Consider the following 19463-nt stretch of genomic DNA (forward strand, 5'->3'; position numbering starts at 1 on the left):
ATAGGTACAGTCGCGGCTAGCATTGGTTAACTCGGGTAGTTTTCTTTACTACCTTCTTCAAGCCTCCGAAGTAGATCCAACACCGCCTCGGTGCTTATCACCATGAGTTTCTGGTACCCGTTTCCATCACTTACCGTGCTGAATCCGTAGCGCTCCTCGTAGTACTTTTCGAGTTCCTCGTTCCGCACGTGTAAGCAAAGGAAGCGGCTTCCAGAGATAGCAACCACATCACGATATTTACGGAAGACCTCCAGCATGAGCAATTCCCCCATGCCTTTACCTTGACCCTCAGTACGTAGGGCGAATTTTCCTAAAAGGTGTGCGGGATGGGTCTGGCTCGGCTCAATGCCAGAGCGCAGACGCCTCGTGAGAGACTCGCCCGTAATCTGGTAACCGCTCAACGTAAAGTACCCAATCACATTCCCCGGATCATCTGCGTCCCCCATAATCCATACGACGCTCCGGTGGAGTTTCTGATACTCCCGAGCTTTGGTTTGCAACCATTCGCCTAATTCGGCGCCTTCTCCCGAACTCGTGGTAGTCTCAAAAAATTCCAGGTAGTGCTCTTCATCGAGCTTTCTAACAGAGTAGTTCACGGCTCTCGTCCGTTAGTTAGCTCGCGCCATGAGACGCTCAAGGAAGGGGGCGTGAGCGACGACAGGAACAGCTTCTAGATGTGCCCATTCACTCTCGGTAAGACGTTCAACGAGGGGATCAGGTAGCTGGGCACGCAGAGCTTCAGGAATATCGCGTTTCAATGCAAAGTAATCAATAATATCCGTTGCTTCCAGAGGAGCACGTCGGGAGCCCTCACGTCGGGAATCCCAAGCGTCCCGCCAAACCTGCTCCTCATGGGTCATATCGACCAGTTGCCAACGCGAAAATTTACCGTAGTACCCCCAGACGGCCTCAATAATCTGGATGTAGTAGGGATCTTCAGGCTGAGGCTCGTCCTCCAAAAGTTCCCGACCCAGCTCTAAGACATCGCGGTCAACATCGAGCCGACGAGCGTGAGCGGTCAGCAGCTCACCCACCACGGGCCCCTTAGGCATTGCGTAGAAAGACTGCTCGAAAAGCCGCGAACCGGTCAGGTGAGCGTACCACCCGTAGGTGTAGAAGACCAGCTTCTGCAGGGTGAGCGTCGGCAGGCTCTCCTGGCCGGAGACCTTTAGGATGTCGAGTGAGACATCAAAAACAGAGCGCATGGTTTTCACATCCTTTCGGTGCTGAAGTTCAAAAATATCAGATAATCTGGGCGGTATGCTCTGCCAGCCGTCCGTTTATATTCAGCGTACACCAATTAATATTTTGGTGTATATGTACTCGTCATTTCCATGTCGTCCGTCTTAGAAAGGACTATCGGACGTGCGGGGTTAGCGAGAATGCGGCGCCCGCTGGCAACGCGGGCAACGGTAGGACGAACGGTTCTGGAACGGCTCGCGCACCATCAGGGTTGTGCGGCCCGCCTCCGCGCAACGGTGGCAGGGCTCCCCGGCACGACCGTAGGCGTTCAGCGAGCGCTCAAAGTAGCCCGACTCCCCGAGCACGTTCACATACAGGGCATCGAAGCTCGTGCCGCCCGCCGCCAGGGACTCGCGCAGCACCTGCGTGACCGCCTCCAGCAGTTCGCGGGTTTGGGCGGCGCTGAGGGTGCGTGCGGGCTTCGCGTAGTGTAGCCGCGCACGCCACAGCGCCTCGTCAGCGTAGATATTGCCCACGCCGGAAATCACCGACTGGTCCAGCAGCACCTTCTTAATGCCGCTGGAGGTGCGCAGGAACTTGCGACGCACCGCCGCGAGGTCGAAGAATTCGTCCAGCGGGTCGCGGGCAATGTGCTTGACCACCTCGGGTACCAGAAAGCGCTCGGGTACTTCACCTTGCGCCACCTCATCCGCCGCTGATTTATTCGTTGCAACCGGTGCGGGTACGTCCGGTACCAGCGGGCTGAGGAACATACCGCCGAAGATGCGCTGATCCACGAAGAGCAACCGCTGCCCGGTTCTTGCCCGGTTGGTGCTCGCCGCACCACCGGTAGCTCCCGCAGCGTTGGTAGCTCCTGCCGATCCTAGTTCTAGCACCACGCGCAGGTGCCGCGGCTGCTCGTCAAAGGCCGCGCGAGCCTCCGAATCACTACCCGAATCACTACCCGAATCACTGCCCGAGTCGCTATTCGGCTCATCGCGCACGAGCAGCTGACCGCTCATACCCAGATGCACCACGAGCGCCTCGTCGGCAAGCCTGCCGTCCGCCTCGCTCAGGGTCAGCCACAGGTACTTGCCGCGGCGATAGGCGCCGCGCAGCGCCCTGCCAGTGAGTGCCGCCTCAAAGTGGGCGGGACCGGGCAGGTGCCTGCGTAGCGAACGGGCATCGACCACGCGCACCGCCCGCACGGGCCGACCCAACGAATGGTCGGCGATGCCCGCGCGAACGGTTTCCACCTCGGGCAGTTCGGGCATGATTCCCTCCAATCAGCGGGGTTGCAGAATCAAGAGCCCGCAGAGCTAACAAATCTGCAGGATGCTTGAATGAACCTAAACCAGAATGCGGTACGCCTGCTCAGCGGCAAGGCGCTCCGCCTCCTTCTTGCTCGGACCCACACCGGTGCCGGCCTGTTGGTTCGCCACAATAGCGACCGCAGTGTACACGCGCGCATGGTCGGGGCCCTCGCCGGTGACCTCGTAGCGCACATCTCCCCAACCGCGGGCAGTGGCAAGGTTCAGCAGCTCAGTCTTCCAGTCGCGTCCAGAGTTCAGGACCTTCTCATCGTCGAGCAGTGGCGCGATCAGGCGCAACACCAGGTCACGAGCCGCCTCGCGACCGCACTCCAGGTAGGTCAGGCCAAAAATCGCTTCCATGGTGTCGGCAAGAATCGAGTCCTTATCGGCGCCGCCGGTGTGAATCTCGCCCTTACCGAGCAGGATGTACCTGCCCAGGTCCAGGTCGCGTGCCACCTTCGCCAACGCCACCGTAGACACCACCACGTGGTGCAGCTTTACGAGCTCACCCTCGGGCAGGTCGGGGTAGCGTCGGTACACTTCTTCAGCGATTGCCAGAGATAGCACCGAATCGCCCAGAAACTCCAGGCGCTCATTATGCTCCACCCCGGGATTCTCGAAGGCGTAGGAGCGGTGGGTTAGGGATAGCAAAAACGTCTCGGCGTCGATATCGACCCCGAGACGTTTACGCAACTCCCTAGTATCAACACTAGGAAATTCAAACATAAGGATTCACCGCTTCTTAGGCGTCTGCAACCTTACGGCCCTTGTACTCCAGGAACAGGGCGTTGCCTGCAGCGTCGGTTACAACCTTTGCCTGGTGGGGCAGGCTGTAGGTCACGCGACCGTTTTCAACGGTCTTAACCAGCTGGGGCACGGATGCCTTCCACTGGGAACGGCGTGCGCGGGTGTTAGCGCGGGACATCTTGCGCTTGGGAACAGCCACAGCTATCTCACAATCTCTAGTAACAACAATTTAGTTTTCGGTATCTGCACCGAGCAGGCCCTGTAGGGCCGACCAGCGCGGATCCAACACCTCGTGATGATGCCCGGGGTCATCCTCCAGGCGCGCACCGCAATCGGCGCACAGACCCTGGCAGGTGTCCCTACAAACAGGCTGGAACGGCAGTTGAAGGATTACTGCGTCCCGCAGAGCCGGTTCAAGGTCGATGGAATCATCCTCAACGGCGTACTGCTCATCTACTTCGTCTTCGGGGCCGCCAGCCGGGGCCTTCTCAAAGACGAAAAGCTCTTGAATATTGGCCGACATCTCGTAATCAATCGGATCCAAGCAGAGGCTACACTCGCCGTGTACATCCACAACGACGGAGCCGGTAACTAGGATACCATCAACAACAGACTCCATACGAATATCGAGGTCAATATCCGAACCCTCTTCCACGCCGATGAGCGTGTTACCCAGGTCTGCCGGTGCGGGCAGAACCTCAGTGAGAGTTTCCATGGTGCCGGGGCGGTGAATCAGGTTAGTAACCGATACCACCAGAGGCAATGCGTCTGCACGTGAAATGGCGTTTCTCCTTACGAAATGTATAAACCAAAGTCCCATTCTAGGGGTCATTCGCATCGTTAATCAAGATTAAGCGCCTTTTAAATCTCTTTAAGTGGCGCTCACCTCTTAAATATCCCCTTAAGGAGGCGCCGCGCGGCATTTAATCGGTCGGTCGGGGCTACTACTGGGGGAGTTAAGTACCCGGTCGGCGGTGCGAGTTATTCTGCCGGGGCCCTGCCGGTGGGCGTACCTGGCGTGCCGGGCGTGCCGGGCGTGCCGGGTGGGTGCGCCCCGGGTGCGCGCCCGGGTCGGCTAGGCGTTTTTTAGGGCGCGGGCAACCGCCTCCGGCACGAAGGGAGTCACGTCACCACCCAGCGACGCCACCTCACGAATAATCGTGGACGACACCGCACCGTAGCGGTCCTCACCCGCCAAGAACACCGTCTCAACCTGCGCCAGGTGGCGGTTCATGCTCGCCATCGGAGCCTCATAGCTGTAGTCCGTCGCCGAACGCAGACCCTTCACCAGCACCTTCGCGCCACGCTCCGCCGCGTACTCGGCAAGTAGCACGCCCGGCGGAATCGGCTCCACGTTCACGCCCTCAATGCCGCGCTCCTGCAGAGACTCACGCACCAGTTGCACGCGCTCCTCCAGGGAGAAACGGTACTTCTTGGAGCTATTGTGCGCCACGCCCACAATCACCTCATCAAAGAGCTGAGCGGCGCGGGCAATGATTTCCAGGTGGCCGTGGTGCACGGGGTCAAAAGATCCGGGGCAGAGGGCAATCATGGCGGTCCCTTCAGGAATAAATATCAGACGTTGGAATGAGTAGATGCGGGCGAATTTAAGATGCGGGTTAGCGGTATGCGGGCGAGCGCAGGCTGAGGGCGGAAAGGTCGGGCGATGAGATGCGGCGGCAATCTCAGACAGCAATCTTAGGCGGCGAGCTCTTCAGCGTCCTCGCCGGACTCGTCGCCCGCTTGCTCCTCCACCTCGTCAGGCTCCACATAGTAAAGAACCGTCTCGCCGTGCTGACGGGTCGAAAAACAGTACAGGCCCTCGCCCCACACCGGTTCGGGGTCGCGCGAAGAACGCTCCACCACGACCACGGCACCTTCGGCGAGTTTGGGGGTGAGCGCCTCCAGCAGTTCGCTGACCTGCTCATTCGGCACGGCGTAGGGCGGGTCAAGAAACACCAGATCCCACGAACCGGAGGCGGACTTCACGTAGGTCAGCGCCTGGGCCTGCTGCACGCGCGCCGCAGAACCGGTAGCGCCAGAAGAACCGGTGCCGTTGCGACCCATTGCTTTCTCCACCGCGGCAACGTTCTTGCGAATCACCGCAATCGCCTTCGGGTACGTGTCCAGCAGAGTCACAGAGGCGGCCCCGCGTGAGAGTGCCTCGCAGCCCAGCGCACCCGAACCGCCAAAGGCGTCCAGCACGCGGGCGCCACGGATAATGTCGTAGCTCTCCAACTTGGAGAAGAGGGATTCCTTCACCCGGTCGGTGGTGGGGCGAGTGTTATCCCCCGGAACCGAGGCAAGGCGAACGCCTCCGGCAGCGCCGGAAATAATACGGCTCATAGGTCTCTCCTCTTAACTAGTGCGGTGTGTTGACGTCACGGTTTCAGCGAGTGGCGGGCAAGGTAGGTTGATGAGCGGAGCGGGCAGGGCGTTCTGCCCCGTTGGGCGCTTATCCCCTGCCGAGGAACGCCTCACGGTCAGCGTCCAGAGCACGGTCAATCGTACGCGCCAAAGACGGATGCTTAGCCAGCGTCGGGTCTTTCTCCACCACCGAGCGGGCATCCTCACGGGCACGCTCAATAATCTCGGCATCGGCGAGCGCCCGCAAGAACCGCAGGGTACTCTTCGAGCCCGATTGTGCAGCACCCAGAATATCACCCTCACGGCGCTGAGCCAGGTCAATGCGGGAAAGCTCAAAGCCGTCCGTGGTGGAGGCGACCGCATCCAGGCGCTCGCGGGACACGCCGCCCTCCTCCTGGCGGGTAACCAGCAGGCAGGTGCCCGCGTAACCGCCACGACCCACACGACCGCGCAGCTGGTGCAGGCCCGAGATACCGAAGCGGTCGGCGTCCATGATAATCATGAGCGTGGCGTTCGGGACGTTCACACCCACCTCAATGACGGTGGTGCTGATGAGCAGGTCAATTTCGCCGCGCTCGAAAGCGGTCATGACGGTGGTCTTCTCCGCCGGGTCCATGCGGCCGTGCAGGGTGCCGATACGCACGCCGACGAGGGCGTCCTCAGCGCTCAGGTAGGAGTATATTGAGGCGACCGAGGTCAGCTGAACCTTGCCGTCGCTGCTGGCGCTACCGGCCTGACCGAAATAGCCCTGGGCTGAGTTGCCCCCCGCGCCTGCACCGTTCAGGCTGGATGCGCCAAAGAACGCGGCGCCCTCCTCCAGGCTATCGCCATCCTCCCCGATTTTGGGTACGACAACATACACCTGGTGCCCCGCGTCGATTTCTTCGCGGGCGCGCCTCCACAGGCGGGATGCCCAGGCGGGCTTCTCTGCGAGGGGCACCACGTGCGTTGAGATTTTCTGGCGGCCCGCGGGCAGAGTGTTGAGCACGGACACGTCCAGGTCACCGAACACGGTCATGGCGACGGTACGCGGAATGGGCGTTGCGGTCATGACCAGGCGGTGCGGCAAGGCGCCGTCAGTGCCGCGCAGGCCGTCGCGCTGCTCCACGCCAAAGCGGTGCTGCTCGTCCACGACGACCAGACCCAAATCGTGGAAGCTCACCTCGTCGGAGAGCAGGGCGTGGGTGCCAATCACGATCTGGGCGGTGCCGTCGGCGAGTTCCTGCAGTATCTTGCGCTTGGCGCGGGTACCCATGGAGGCGGTCAGCAGGCGCACACGCACACGGCCGGGTTCCTCCCCGCTCCCCGCAGGGGTTCCCTCGGCGGAACCGGCGGCAGAATCGTCAGCATCAGAATATTCGGGCACCGCCATATCCCCCAGAATGTCCAGCACCGAACGCAAATGCTGCTCGGCGAGCACCTCGGTCGGGGCGAGCATCGCGGACTGGCCGCCCGCATCGGCAACCTGCAGCATGGCGCGCAGAGCCACCACGGTCTTACCGGAACCCACATCACCTTGCAGCAGGCGGTTCATGGGCGATTTATTCGACAGATCTGCGGCAATTTCAGCGCCCACCTTCTGCTGCCCCTCGGTCAGCTCGTAGGGCAGAACCTGAAGCAGCCGATCGGCGAGGCCGCCCTCCACGGCGGGTCGCGGCTGGGTCAGGTGCGCGGCACGCACTGAATGCAGGCGGGCGAGCGCGCTCTGCAGCACGAACGCCTCGCGGTAACGCATCTGCGCCTGCGCGACACGCCAAGTGTCCTCAGAGTCCGGGGTGTGCAGGGCTCGGTACGTCCACTCCAGCGAGGGCACCTTACGGGCGCGACGAATCGTGTAGGGCACCGGGTCTTCAAGTTCTTTGAGCGGAACCTTTTCGAGCAGCTGCGCCATGTAGCCGCTAATGCGGTCGGTGGGCAGCTTCACGGGGGCACGGTAGACGGGCACGGGGGCGGTTGCGGCGTCGGTGACGTCCGCACCGGAGGCGTCCTTCGAGAGCAGGGCGTAGTGCGGGTTGGTGAGAGTGTATTCGCCGCGGTAGATGCCAACCCTGCCGGAGAACATCATGGTTTCACCCTCGCGGATTTCGCGGGCGGCGGTCCAGGCGTTGAAGAAGGAAAGCTTCATCTGCGAGCCAATGAGCACACCGGGGTTCGTCATGCTGGGCGCGGGCACGCCAAAGAGGCCTCCCTGCGAGAAATTATCCTGCGCAAAACTGTCCTGCGCGAACGAATCTTGGCCGTAGCTGTCTGCGTAGCCGCTGTAGGAGGCGGGTTGCGCTCCCCTGCCCTGTACACTGAGATTCTGCGCCGCGGGGTTCTGAGCTGCGAGAATCTGGGTAGCTGGATTCTGCGTGGAGTTAGCGAGCGCGTTAATGCGCGGGTTGTGCATCCCGGTCGCCTGCCAGTTCTGCGCGGGCGCACCGGATACGCTGGATGCGCCGGGGCGGTTAGCGCGCCCGGGCACCACGGATACAGGACCGCCAGCATTGAGGCCAGCGGCACTAAAACCTGTAGCACCAAAACCTGCGGGTGCATCCTGCCCGGTGGCGTCGGAGAGCCGGTCGGTGATGGTCACTTCCGTGATTTTGCCGCGGCGCGCCGCCATGGTTCGAGTGCTCACGTACACCACGCGGGCAATAATGGTGACGTCCTGGCCCTCAACGAGTTCGGCGAAGGAGCTGAGCTCACCGCGAGGCAGGTATTTGCGCGGGAAGTATTCGAGCATTTCCCCGACGGTGTGCAGGTCCAGATGCGTGGAGATTGCCTTGGCGCTGGCCGCTGGCAGGTACTTTTTGAGCGGCGCATTTTCGATGCGGTCTTCGGAGGCGTAGCGCGCCAGGGCACGGCTCTTAGCCTCCGCGGCGGCTGATGCGGGCTTCTCAGCCGCGACCCTCTCAGCGGTTGCCTTCTTCGCGGAAGCTTTCTGGGCGGGCGCTTTCTTTGCGGGAGATGCCTTCTTCGCTACAACCTTTTTAGGTGCAGGCTTTTTGAGGGCGGGCTTTTCAGCTTCTGCCTCGGGCGCGTTCTTCTTCAGCGCAGGCTTTTTAGCTTCCGCCTCGGGCTCAATCTTCTTCGGCGCATTCTTCTGAGGCGTGCTCTTCTGTTCGCCCCCTTCGCTTGCCTTCGTTACCTTTTGCGGGCGCGCTGAAGTAGCCCGCGTAGCAGTTTCGCTCTCCTGCGGGCTCGGTTCGTTCTGAGTTAGTTCGTTCTGAGTTAGTTTGTTCTGGGCAGGTTCCTTCTGAACTGTTTTCTTCTGGGCCGGCTTCTTCTGGGCCGACTTCTTCTGGACGGGTGCTTTCTGGGCAGGTGCTTTCCGGGCAGGTTCCCCTGGCAGATGTGATTCCGGCTGTTTTAAATCCGGTTGCGTTGCCTGCCGCACCGCCAACGCAATATCGACCAGCTCGTAGATAGCGTCGTCGGTCATGGTGTACGCGGCGGGGCCCAGCGAATGCTTGAGCGTCTTGAGCGCCTTACGGTAGGGGGTGCTGGCACGCTGTGCCGCGCGTTCACTCAGCTCGGTGCGGCTCACCTCGCCTCGAGCGTAGGCGGCAAGATCGCGCACGGTCAGCTCGGCGGTGGTGCGGAGCTGCTCATCGCTCAGTAGCGGCGCATCCTTTTTCCGCGGCCGGGCTCGGGCCGCGGAATCAGCAGGGGTCGCGGAATCAGCTCGGGTCGCGGAATCAGCTCGGGTCGCAGAACCAGCACGGGCAGGCTCCACAACCGTTGAATCTACGGGCTCAGAATCTACGGGCTCACCCTGCGCTGCCTCAACCTTCGCGGGCTTAGTATTTGTCGGCTTAGTTTTGGCGGGTGCAGGCTCAGGAAGCCCCAAGTCCAGGGCTTCTTGCTGCGGGTTCACGGAACGTCGGGCGGGACTCATGCGCCACCCTCCGCACCGCACGCGTGGTCATCGTGACGACCATCCGCCAGGGAGGAAATACGCTCATCCGACCACTGACCGTAGCCCATAATCAGCTCGCGGGCGGGGTCGATGTCGGGCACGTGCACGTGCAGCGCCCAGAGTCCAGCCGCCATGTCCAGGGGCGTAATGAGCAGGCTGTCGCCCATGGCTTCAAGCTCGGGACGCAACTGCGCCAGGGCGAGGGGCTCGCAGGTCAGCGTACCCATGAGCTCCCAGCCGCTCTGCTCCGCGTGTTCTGCGTGCCCACCTTCTGCGTGCTCGGCAGGTTCAGCGCCCGCCTGTTCAGAATCCACTCGTGCCGCAGAACCGGCTATAGAAGTCACACCGGCAGAGGGTGCACGCAGCATGGACTCCACCTGCGCCTCGTTCAGGGTCGCACCTTCCCAACACGGGTTGGAGTGCACCACGGCAAGGTAGAAGCCGAGCGCGCCGGCATCCACGAAACCGGCAAGCTCGGGCGAGGGCGGGAACTGCGCGGTACGTTCCAGAGCGGCACGCATCAGCGCACGTCGACGCTCTTTCAGCACCTCATCAGCAGCTTCTGCGTCCTGCGATGCATCATAGTGTGCGTCCAGGCGGGCGAGCTCCACCATGACCGACAGCATCGTGGAGGGGACCATCTGCTCCCCCACGCTAGCGCGAATACGCTCAGCCGCGAACGCCATCGCACGCGCCTCCGCGTGGGCGTACTCCAGCTTCACTTCGCGGTGCTTCGGTAGGGAACCTCCAGCCAGCACACGCTCGTAGTCTGATTCCAGGGTGCGCACGAGCGGCAGCGCATCGCCCGCGTCGCCGAGCTCCTGAGCGATGTTTCCGGGCAGGAACCAGTAGCTACGCACCGCCTCCAGCGCCCAGGCACAGAGCAGGGTACCGGAGTTACCGCGTGCCGCGCGGGATGCGCGCATAATCGCGTGCTCGTAGATTCCGCCCAGCTGAATCCACAGGTGGTCGAGGGTTTCCTCTTCGGAGGCGCCCGCCGCCTCGGGCACGCCTGTGCCCTCCCCGCCGGGAATTTCGCCAGCGGGAAGAACCTTACTGGGCAGAACCTCGCTGGGCAGAACCTGTTCCATGCCCCGCTCAAACTCTTCGGTCAGGGTCAGCAGGGTGTGGGCGATATTGGAGCCGGTGTCCTTATCGGGCACGGGGAACCCGTTGAGTTCGTTGAGCGCCTCGCGGTAGCGTTCGATGGTGGTGCGGGCGGCGGTGGACCACGCTACGCCGAAGCGGTAGGCGCGCACGCAGGCGCGGCGGTAAATCTCGCGTTCTTCGGTGCGCTGGTTCTGTTCTGCGTTCACGCTACCCTCCTTGTCAGTTTTCGTCGATTTCGTCAGTTTCGCGCGGTTCTCGGCTGAGTTTGTGGCTGGTTCCCGACTGTTTTCTCGGCACCTGCGGCACTGGCGGAATCCAGCCTATTTCGTACCTCTATTCTAGGTAATTTCGGTTAAATGTACGGTATTGCCCGTCGTCTATCCCGCGGGATGAAAGCACGGACTAAACATACAAACCACACGCACCTCGCGGCACTCGGCAACATTCGGCAACACTCGGCGGAGCTCCTACGCGGAAGCCCCATAGTGTTCCCAGCCCATGCCGTCCAGAGAGCGACCGTCCATCACGACCGCCGCACCGGTCACCGCATTGTGGCGGCGCTCGGCACCGTAGAGTTCGGCGCTCAGACCGCGTTCCGGGGCGTCCGTAACGCAGGTTCCCAGGGGCATAAACTCTTCGGGCACCTCACCGGGGAAGGTCGCCAGCAGGCCGTGGTCCTCTCCGCCAACCAGCACGAAGGTGCGCGCCAGGGATGCGGGGCTCTCCCCCGCCTCGTTGCACTCACCAATCGCCAGCAGCAGGCGCGCCAACGGTAGCAACGGCTCGGCAAACGCATCCACGGCGGCACGGTCGAGGCGCATCTGCACCCCGGAGGCGGCGGCAACTCGCCCGGCGTCCTTTACAAGCCCGTCGGAAAGATCCAGCATGGAGCTTGCCTGATGCTGGCGCGCCACCTCACCGGCGGGGATGGGGCTGACCGGGTGGTGCTGCGATTCGACGGCGCGCTCGCAGGCCACAATCATGTGCGCGGCATCTTCCGGGGTGAGGGTGCGGGCGAGCTCGATGAGCCCCTCGGGAAGAGCGCCAGAGCCTTCAGCTTGCTTCTCAACATGCTTCTTTTCCCACGCCTGAGCCACCGAGCCCAGCGCCGACTCAGCATCCTGACCTGCGGCAATGGCACGCAACAGTGCCGTGGCGGGCAGGGAGAGCGGGTTGAGCAGCAGGCGCAGACCGGCATCGGACCAGGCGGTACGCCCCGCCAGGGCGATAGTGTCACCGGGGCGCGCGCCGGAGCGCAGCACGGCGCGATCCGTGTAGCCGAGGGCGGTGACGGTCACCGATATTTCGGTGGAGTCGCCAATATCGCCACCACCAATCACGCATTCGGTGGCTCGGCAGGCGTTGATTCCGTCCACAATGCCGTGGGCGAAGCCGTCAATCCAGCCGTAAGGCGTGCTACCGGGCAGACTCAAGGAGATGAAGAGGCTCGCCGGGCGCGCACCCATGGCGGCAACGTCGGCGAGGTTCTGGGTCGCGGCTTTGCGCCCCACATCGTAGCCGCTACTGCGGGCGGGATCCAGAATGAACTCACCGGCATCCCCCACCCGTGCGATACCGCCGGGCCAGAGGTTCATGAAGTCCTGGTCCTCAACGAGAGTGTCGGTGGTAACCACGGTACGCTGACCGGGCGCAGGCGTGGCGAGGACGGCACAGTCGTCACCGGGGCCCACCTCGAGGGGTTCAATGTGCCCTGCCTGGCGTGCCGCTGCGGCAACCTGCTCATTGTGGGCGTTGATAATCGGCATGAAAGCGCGCAGAACGCGGGACTCCCCCAGCTTTGAGAGAGGTGTCTCTCGCATGGGGTTGTCCCGCGTTTCGCTAAAAGTCTGAGGATTCACATCCTCTATTATCGCGTATTCTTACGCGTTATGTTCACCTTAGGCTCCGCGGCTGAAGTAGCGGATTGCCAAAGCAATCAGCACCAGACCGATGAGTGAGAAGAGGATCAGCGGTGCAATGCCGGAAAGTCCAGAATCGTCCGCGTCCGCATTCTTCACGGCCTGCTCCTGGGTTGCCTTCGCGCCGTCAGCTTTTGCCACGCTCTTTCCGGAGCGGCTGGCGCTAGCCGAGGTGGAGGAGCTAGGCGGCTTCGAAGCCGATGCCGAGCTTGAGGAGCTCGAGGGGCTTGTCTCCTGGGAGTGGTCCTCGTCGGTCTTATTACGCGAGAGGTATCCGGCAACCCAGTCTGCCGCGCCGGGGATGGAGTCATTCGAGCCGTTATTGGCTGCGATTCGTCCGAGGGCGGTGCCGCCAGAACGCAACGGATCGTCGTCATCGTCATTAAGCTTGTCGCTCGAGGAGCTACCGCTCGGAGAAGAGCTAGAAGAACTCGACGAGGAACTGGAGGATTCGCTCGGGCGGGGCAGCCCAATGGAGATGATGACATCTTCCTCCGAGGCTTCCTGACGGTTGCCGGGGACGGCCACCGGGTTGTTCGCCGGAGGAATCGGAGCAATAGGTTCGGTCTCATTCGGGGTAACCGATTTGGAGTCCGAGCTGTCCTTGTTATTCTCTACCGGAACCACCGGATCTGCCGGAACCACGGGGATGACCGCATCCTTGGTCGGCTCATTAGTCGGCTCCGGGGTGGGCGCCGGACTAGGTTCAGGGGTAGGCTCCGGGGTCGGCTCGGGAGTTACGTCTTTCGTCGGCTCGGGAGTAGGTTCAGGAGTCGGATCCTGAGTAGGTTCGGGAGTTGCATCCTTGGTGGGTTCCGCGGTGGGCTCTACAGTAGGCGCAACGGTCGGCTCCAGAGTGGGAGCAACAGTAGGTTCTGCCGTCGGCTGGACCGTAGGCTCCGCAGTCGGAGCTACAGTCGGCTCAACCGTCGGAGTTGAGATAGGAGCAAGACTCGGTTCGGCACTTGCGCTAGGAGCGACGGTCGGCGTAGCGGTAGCCCTCGGACTTGCAGTCGCACTAGCAGAAGCTGTGGGCTCGTCAGTAGGCTGCACAGTAGCATCCGGGCTGGGCGTAGCATCCTGAGTGGGTGTAGCACTCGCGAAAGGCTCGGCGATAGCGGTGGGCTGAGCACTCGAAGAAGCGCTAGGCTGAGCGGTGGTCTCTGCCTGCGCATTGTCAGTCTTACTCTCCCCCTGAGCGGTTGGCCATGCGCTCACGGTTGCGAGTGTGGGCACTGCCGTCGGAGAGGAAGATGCCGCGTTTGCGGTGGGGTCCAGGGTTTGGCTTGCGGTGCCGACAGGGTTGGATTGAACCTGAGACGCGGCCTCCTGCACATCTTGAGCAAATGAGGCTACGTATGGGCTTCCGGAAGCAACCAGTGCTGTCGCCAGACTCGCAGAAACCACCTTACGGTTTCGTTTTCCCAAAGGTTGTCCTTGACTTCCTGATATGTTGTGAATGAATATATACCCAATCGCTAGGGCAGATTGGATGTGCCTTTATTTATTCTATCGAATCGGCTTTTTCTTCATTACTCATTTTAGCGCTTTCATGCCGATCTTTAAGCTTCAAGATGTGCAACGACCCTTAACAACATCTTTTCATTACCTAGAAGCATCATTTCATACACTTATGAGCAGAATTACGTTTTACCTTATCAATACCGCTTTAAAACTCGCTTTCCACCATCCAGGTAGCCCTGAGGCAAGTATGAGTGATTTTTCTCATGGGTTAAATTCGAGCGATTCTCATCAAGATTTAGAGGCTGATACGTACCAATTACCCCTCTCAAACAGACATCAACTTGCCCATCGCGCAAAAAGCGCCCCGGTGCGATTCCCTCAAGAATCCGCACCGGGGCGCCTTACAACAGGGGCTATTCCCCCGCCGTTACGTATTCAATAACTGAGCGCAGTCAAAACGACAGCACGCCCAAAAACTAACGCAGCCTTAAGAACTAACGCAGCCTCAAGAACTAGCGCAGACCCAGGGGGCGTTCCATCGCCAGGGTCAGCAGTTCGCTAATCAGATCAGTGTAAGAGATGCCGGTGTTCTCCCACATGGTCTTGTACATCGAAATCGGGGTGAAGCCGGGCATCGTGTTCACCTCGTTGATGACCAGGCGGCCATCCTCGGTGTAGAAGAAGTCCGCACGAGAGAGACCCTCACCGTCCAGCGCCAGGAACGCCTTCACAGCCAGCTCACGCAGACGATTCTGCACATCCTGCGGCAGGTTCGCCGGGCACACGGTCACAGCTGAAGACTCAGAAACGTACTTCGCCTCAAAGTCGTAGAAGCCGTGGTCCTCATCCACAACCTCAATCTCGCCGGGATAGGATGCGCGGGGCATCTCGCCGTGGTGGCCATCGAGCACAGCACACTCGATTTCGCGGCCCACAATACCCGCCTCAATAATGATCTTCGGGTCGTGGTGGCGTGCCTCTTCAATCGCGGGCACGAGCTCCTCCACCGAATCCACCTTGGTAATACCGAAGGAAGAACCTGCGCGGGTCGGCTTCACGAACAGGGGGAAGCCCAGCTTCAGCACGCGCTCCAGAATCTGCTCGCGGTCCTCGTGCTCCCACTGGCGGTTGGTGACAACCTCGTAGGGGCCGACCTCCAGGCCAGCAGACTCGAAAGCAACCTTCATGAAATGCTTATCCATACCCACAGCGGATGCGGTCACACCGCAACCCACGTAGTGCAGGTCAGCCATTTCCAGCAGACCCTGCACGGTGCCGTCCTCACCGAAGGGGCCGTGCAGCAGCGGGAATACAACGTCCACCGGTGCGGTGCGGGTAACGTTACCCTCAGCATCCACCAGGGTCAGACGGGAATCGCCGGCGCCCATCGGCAGGAACACCTGCTGGGTACCCTCGGGGAACTCTGCGGTACCGCGAGTGCCAGCGGTCAGCTCAGCAAGCTGCTGCTCATCGGACAGGTACCAGCGGCCGTCACGGGTAATACCGATAGTGATGACGTCGTAGGCGGTGCGGTCAATAGCGCCCAGAACGCCGGCAGCGGTAATGAGCGAAATCGGGTGCTCGGAGGAGCGGCCACCGCACAGCAGAGCGACGGTCTTCTTCTCGGTCATATATTTCTCCTAGTCAATGTTCCCCTACCCTTAGGCCGGAAGGTGGAACGGCAATGCGTCAATAATCCTAACGCATGAATACCATCGCGGTCACTGATGCATTTCTCACGCACCGGTTTTCCGCAACGATATCCGTCCTTGGATGTTTACATTCAATCTTCTTCTAGTATGTCCTGGCACACAACCCGGATCAGGGGGGCAGCACATCAGAAAGCTTTAACCTTAGTGGCCCTCATGCTTGAGGCGGCGACCCAGCAACTGAGGCGCCAACTCCTCAATACCAATACGGCCCGAAAGCACAGCCACCACAGCCTCAACAATGGGCATCTCCACCCCGTGACGACGAGCCAACTCAGCCACCACCGGCGCCGACTTAATCGACTCAGCGGTCTGGCTCATATGCTCGTGCAGGCGGTCAGGGGTAATACCCTGAGCCAGCAGGCGGCCCGCCGTGTGGTTACGAGACAGTGGCGAAGAGCAGGTCGCAATCAAGTCGCCCATACCTGCAAGACCGCTCATCGTCGCAGCATCGCCGCCCAACGCCACCGCCAGGCGAGTAATCTCCGCCAGACCGCGCGTCATAATGGACGCCTTCGAGTTATCGCCGTAATTGCGGCCCTCGCAAATACCCACGCAAAGGGCAATTACGTTCTTCACCAGACCGCCAATTTCGGTACCCACCACATCCGTGTTGGTGTACGGGCGGAAGTACGCACACGCAATCGCGTGAGCAACAGACTCAGCCACCGGCCGGGTACGAGCCGCAACCACGGAGGCGGTAGGCTCCTCCCCCATGATTTCCTTCGCCAGGTTCGGACCCGAGAGCACGCACACGCGGTGCGGAATATGGCCGATTGCGCGCACATCAGCGCCGCGCAGAGCCATGGATTCTTCCAGCTCCTCGGTAATGACCTGCGACATACGCAGACCCGTACCGGTCTCCAGGCCCTTCGCCAAAGAAACCAGCATGGCGTTCGGCTCAATATAGCGGGCGAAGCTCTGCAACTGCGAACGCAGAACCTGCGCGGGCAAGGCAAGAACCACAATATCGGCACCGGTCAGCGCCGTGGGGGCATCCGCCGTAAAGTGCATGTTATCCGGCAGCTTCATTCCCGGAAAATAGCGGGCATTCTCGCGGATGCGCTCGCACTCAGTCATCGCCTGCTCATCACGACCGATGAGGGTCACGCGGGTGTCATCACCGCGCTCGCGGGCAGCGTCCGCCGCAATCTTAGCGAAAGCGGTGCCCCAGCTACCGGCGCCGAGCACCGCAATAGACTGTACGGTTGCCGGAGGGGTAAATTCAGGGCTTGCTGCGGGGGTGCGTCCAAAGAAGGTCACGAAAACACCAGCCTCTCTTCCTTGCGAGGTTATTGTGCGAGTCCCTGACAGACGCCTCAGCAAATAGCCGCGGCTCCTGTCAGGGCCTCTACGATTTTCCCAGCTGGGATGCTACTTTTCGTCCGGTTCGCCGAGCGCGCCACCAACCGGACCCGAAGGGGTACCGGGTGCTTCACGACGCTTCGTGCGGGGGTTCCAACGACCCTCAGGAGCCTTCTCGCCGCGGATCTTCTCCAGCTCGGCGGTAATAGCGTCCAGCATAGCGTCGGTGACCACGCCCAGTTCGGTGCGGGTGTGCTTAGCCTCGGGGCTGGCGTCCTCAACGAGGGAGGCAATATCCAGCGCCTTACCAACCCTCACGCGAACGGTCTTGCGCGGGAACAGCGAAATCTTACGCTTCTCCTTGATGCGGCCGTCCTCGCCGGCCTCATCCACGTAACCGAGAATCTGCTCGTCACCCCAGTGCGCCACCGGGTAGACGGGTGCGCCGGTCGCAAGAGCCAGACGAGCCGCGCCGGTACGCGCCTGCATGGGCCACAGCTGCGGATCGTGGGTGGTGGTGCCCTCCGGGAAAATCACGACGGCACCGCCAGCCTCAACAATCTTGCGGGCAGTAATCAGGGATTTACGCGCATCCACCGAACCGCGAACCACAGGAATATGCGCGAGCTTGCGCATAATGTAGCCGAGCACGGGGGCGCGGAACAGCGAGTCCTTCGCCAAGAAGCGCGGCAGGGCGCCCTCATCGAAAGCAGGGAAAGCCACGGTCACCGGGTCAAGCTCGGTGGTGTGGTTAGCCACGATAATGTACCCGCCGTTCTTGGGCAGGTTCTCACAGCCGGTAATCTCAACGCGCGCGATGAGCTTATACAGCCCGCGCGCAGCATTACCGAGCACCTTATACAGAGCATCGCCGGAGGCGGTGGGCTCAATCTCAGGCAGAGCCTGCTTTCCCTGCTGTCCGCTCACTAGCCCTGAACCTCAACTTCCTCGGGCTCAACAACGACGATTGCTGCATCGGGCTTGGGAGCCTTCGACGCCTTGCGTGCCAGCACCTCAAAGTTGGCACCCAGGCCCTTGAGCTTCTCCTCGAAGTTCTCGTAGCCGCGAGCAATCAGCTCAACACCGCTCACGTGAGAGGTGCCCTTAGCAGCCAGAGCAGCAATAATGTGGGAGAAGCCGCCGCGTAGGTCCGGAACCTCAATGTCGGCACCGGTCAGCGGGGTGGGGCCAGAAATAATAGCGGAGTGGCCGTAGCCCTTACCCTCGAAACGGCAGGGTGCGCCGCCCACGCAGTCACGCATGACGACAATATCTGCACCCATCTGCTTCAGGGCGTTGGTGAAACCGAAACGCTCCTCGTACACAGTCTCGTGCACGATGGACGCGCCCTTAGCCTGGGTCAGTGCCACAACGAGGGGCTGCTGCCAGTCGGTCATGAAGCCGGGATGCACGTTGGTCTCAAAGACGATGGGCTTCAGCTGAGCACCGGCGGTGCGCTGAGCCGGGTGGGCGAAGCGGATACCGTCAGCGGTCACCTCGTACAGGCCGCCCATCTTGCGGAACTGGTTCAGGAACGCGGTCATATCCTTCTGGTCTGCGCCGCGCACGAAAATGTCGCCGCCCGTAGCCAGAGCCGCAGAAGCCCAGGAAGCGGACTCGTTACGGTCGGGCAGGGATGCGTGATCGTAGCCGGTCAGCTCATCCACGCCCTCAATGACGATGGTGCGGTCCTCGCTGACGAAGATGATCGCGCCCATCTTCTGCAGAACAGCAATCAGGTCAATAATTTCGGGCTCAATCGCTGCGTTGCGCAGGATAGTCTTACCCTTAGCGCGCACACCGGTGAGCAGAACCTGCTCGGTAGCGCCCACGGAGGGGTAGTTCAGCACAATCTCTGCACCCTTCAGACCCTCTTCGGGAACAATCAGGGTGGTGCCGGTTTCGTCGTCCTTCTCAACGACTGCGCCGAACTTGCGCAGTGCAGACATGTGGTAGTCGATGGGGCGGTCACCGATCTTGCAGCCACCCAGGTTGGGGATGCGTGCGGTACCGAGGGTGTGCAGCAGCGGGCCCACCATCAGAATCGGGATACGGGAGTTACCGCCGAAGAGCTGAATCTCCTCTGCGTTCTTTGCGGCGGTGGTTGCATCCTGTGCGGGGTTAAGGGTCAGAACACCAGCTTCGCGGTCGTAGTCGACCTTTGCACCGTGCAACTCCACGAGGGTGGTAACGATTTCGACATCGCTCAGGTCGGGGACGTTACGCAGGGTCGAGGGGGTCGAACCGTGCAGTGCTGCGACCATCGCCTTGGGCACCAGATTCTTGGCGCCTCGAACGTGGACCTCACCAACGAGCGGAGTGCCACCTTCAATGCGAAGCTTGCTGATGTTCTCAGTCATTAAAAATCCTTTGTGGAGTCGACGGGTGTGTGTCGAACTTTATTTAACAGTATGCAGATGCGCCATAATCTCATACGTGCCGCACC

At 61.3% G+C, this 19463-nt stretch carries 16 protein-coding genes; all 16 read right to left on the reverse strand.

Annotated elements, in window-relative coordinates:
• Positions 1 to 26: 26 nt before the first annotated feature.
• Positions 27 to 596: a GNAT family N-acetyltransferase gene (locus tag NML54_RS02385; RefSeq protein WP_254755734.1), complete on the reverse strand. Its 570-nt coding sequence runs from the start codon at positions 594 to 596 to the stop codon at positions 27 to 29.
• 12 nt (positions 597 to 608) lie between these two features.
• Positions 609 to 1205: a Panacea domain-containing protein gene (locus tag NML54_RS02390; protein ID WP_254755735.1), complete on the reverse strand. Its 597-nt coding sequence runs from the start codon at positions 1203 to 1205 to the stop codon at positions 609 to 611.
• Between the two features lie 168 nt (positions 1206 to 1373).
• Positions 1374 to 2456, reverse strand: coding sequence for a bifunctional DNA-formamidopyrimidine glycosylase/DNA-(apurinic or apyrimidinic site) lyase (gene mutM, locus NML54_RS02395; RefSeq protein ID WP_254755736.1), 1083 nt, complete (start codon positions 2454 to 2456; stop codon positions 1374 to 1376).
• Positions 2457 to 2531: 75 nt separating this feature from the next.
• Entirely contained in the window at positions 2532 to 3221 is a 690-nt protein-coding gene (rnc, locus tag NML54_RS02400; RefSeq protein ID WP_254755737.1) for a ribonuclease III, read from the reverse strand.
• A 16-nt stretch (positions 3222 to 3237) separates the two neighbouring features.
• Positions 3238 to 3441 (reverse strand): 50S ribosomal protein L32, encoded by a 204-nt coding sequence (rpmF, locus tag NML54_RS02405; RefSeq protein ID WP_005505656.1) that lies wholly within the window; start codon positions 3439 to 3441, stop codon positions 3238 to 3240.
• 30 nt (positions 3442 to 3471) lie between these two features.
• Positions 3472 to 4080, reverse strand: a complete 609-nt coding sequence (locus NML54_RS02410) for a YceD family protein (protein ID WP_366139737.1) — start codon at positions 4078 to 4080, stop codon at positions 3472 to 3474.
• Between the two features lie 237 nt (positions 4081 to 4317).
• Entirely contained in the window at positions 4318 to 4794 is a 477-nt protein-coding gene (gene coaD / locus NML54_RS02415) for a pantetheine-phosphate adenylyltransferase (protein WP_254755738.1), read from the reverse strand.
• Between the two features lie 146 nt (positions 4795 to 4940).
• The gene (gene rsmD, locus NML54_RS02420) at positions 4941 to 5588 is read right to left on the reverse strand and encodes a 16S rRNA (guanine(966)-N(2))-methyltransferase RsmD (RefSeq protein WP_254755739.1); all 648 of its coding nucleotides are present in this window, start codon (positions 5586 to 5588) and stop codon (positions 4941 to 4943) included.
• A gap of 109 nt (positions 5589 to 5697) precedes the next feature.
• Positions 5698 to 9489 (reverse strand): ATP-dependent DNA helicase RecG, encoded by a 3792-nt coding sequence (locus tag NML54_RS02425; RefSeq protein ID WP_254755740.1) that lies wholly within the window; start codon positions 9487 to 9489, stop codon positions 5698 to 5700.
• Positions 9486 to 10826, reverse strand: a complete 1341-nt coding sequence (locus NML54_RS02430) for a DAK2 domain-containing protein (protein WP_254755741.1) — start codon at positions 10824 to 10826, stop codon at positions 9486 to 9488. The genes NML54_RS02425 and NML54_RS02430 overlap by 4 nt, the downstream gene beginning before the upstream one ends.
• A 261-nt stretch (positions 10827 to 11087) precedes the next feature.
• Positions 11088 to 12440 (reverse strand): thiamine-phosphate kinase, encoded by a 1353-nt coding sequence (locus NML54_RS02435; RefSeq protein WP_254755742.1) that lies wholly within the window; start codon positions 12438 to 12440, stop codon positions 11088 to 11090.
• Between the two features lie 78 nt (positions 12441 to 12518).
• Complete coding sequence (locus NML54_RS02440; protein ID WP_254755743.1) at positions 12519 to 13967, reverse strand: hypothetical protein; 1449 nt, start codon at positions 13965 to 13967, stop codon at positions 12519 to 12521.
• 548 nt (positions 13968 to 14515) lie between these two features.
• The gene (locus tag NML54_RS02445; RefSeq protein WP_254755744.1) at positions 14516 to 15634 is read right to left on the reverse strand and encodes a D-alanine--D-alanine ligase family protein; all 1119 of its coding nucleotides are present in this window, start codon (positions 15632 to 15634) and stop codon (positions 14516 to 14518) included.
• Between the two features lie 222 nt (positions 15635 to 15856).
• Positions 15857 to 16975 carry an NAD(P)H-dependent glycerol-3-phosphate dehydrogenase gene (locus tag NML54_RS02450; protein ID WP_254755745.1) on the reverse strand — a complete coding sequence of 373 codons (1119 nt, stop codon included), beginning with the start codon at positions 16973 to 16975 and terminating at the stop codon, positions 15857 to 15859.
• Between the two features lie 111 nt (positions 16976 to 17086).
• Positions 17087 to 17944: a lysophospholipid acyltransferase family protein gene (locus tag NML54_RS02455; RefSeq protein WP_254755746.1), complete on the reverse strand. Its 858-nt coding sequence runs from the start codon at positions 17942 to 17944 to the stop codon at positions 17087 to 17089.
• Entirely contained in the window at positions 17944 to 19377 is a 1434-nt protein-coding gene (gene murA, locus NML54_RS02460) for a UDP-N-acetylglucosamine 1-carboxyvinyltransferase (protein WP_254755747.1), read from the reverse strand. Before murA ends, NML54_RS02455 begins: the two co-directional genes overlap by 1 nt.
• Positions 19378 to 19463 lie beyond the last annotated feature (86 nt).

Origin of the sequence: Rothia gullae (genome assembly GCF_024294905.1) — a bacterium.
Classification (GTDB): Bacteria; Actinomycetota; Actinomycetes; order Actinomycetales; family Micrococcaceae; genus Rothia.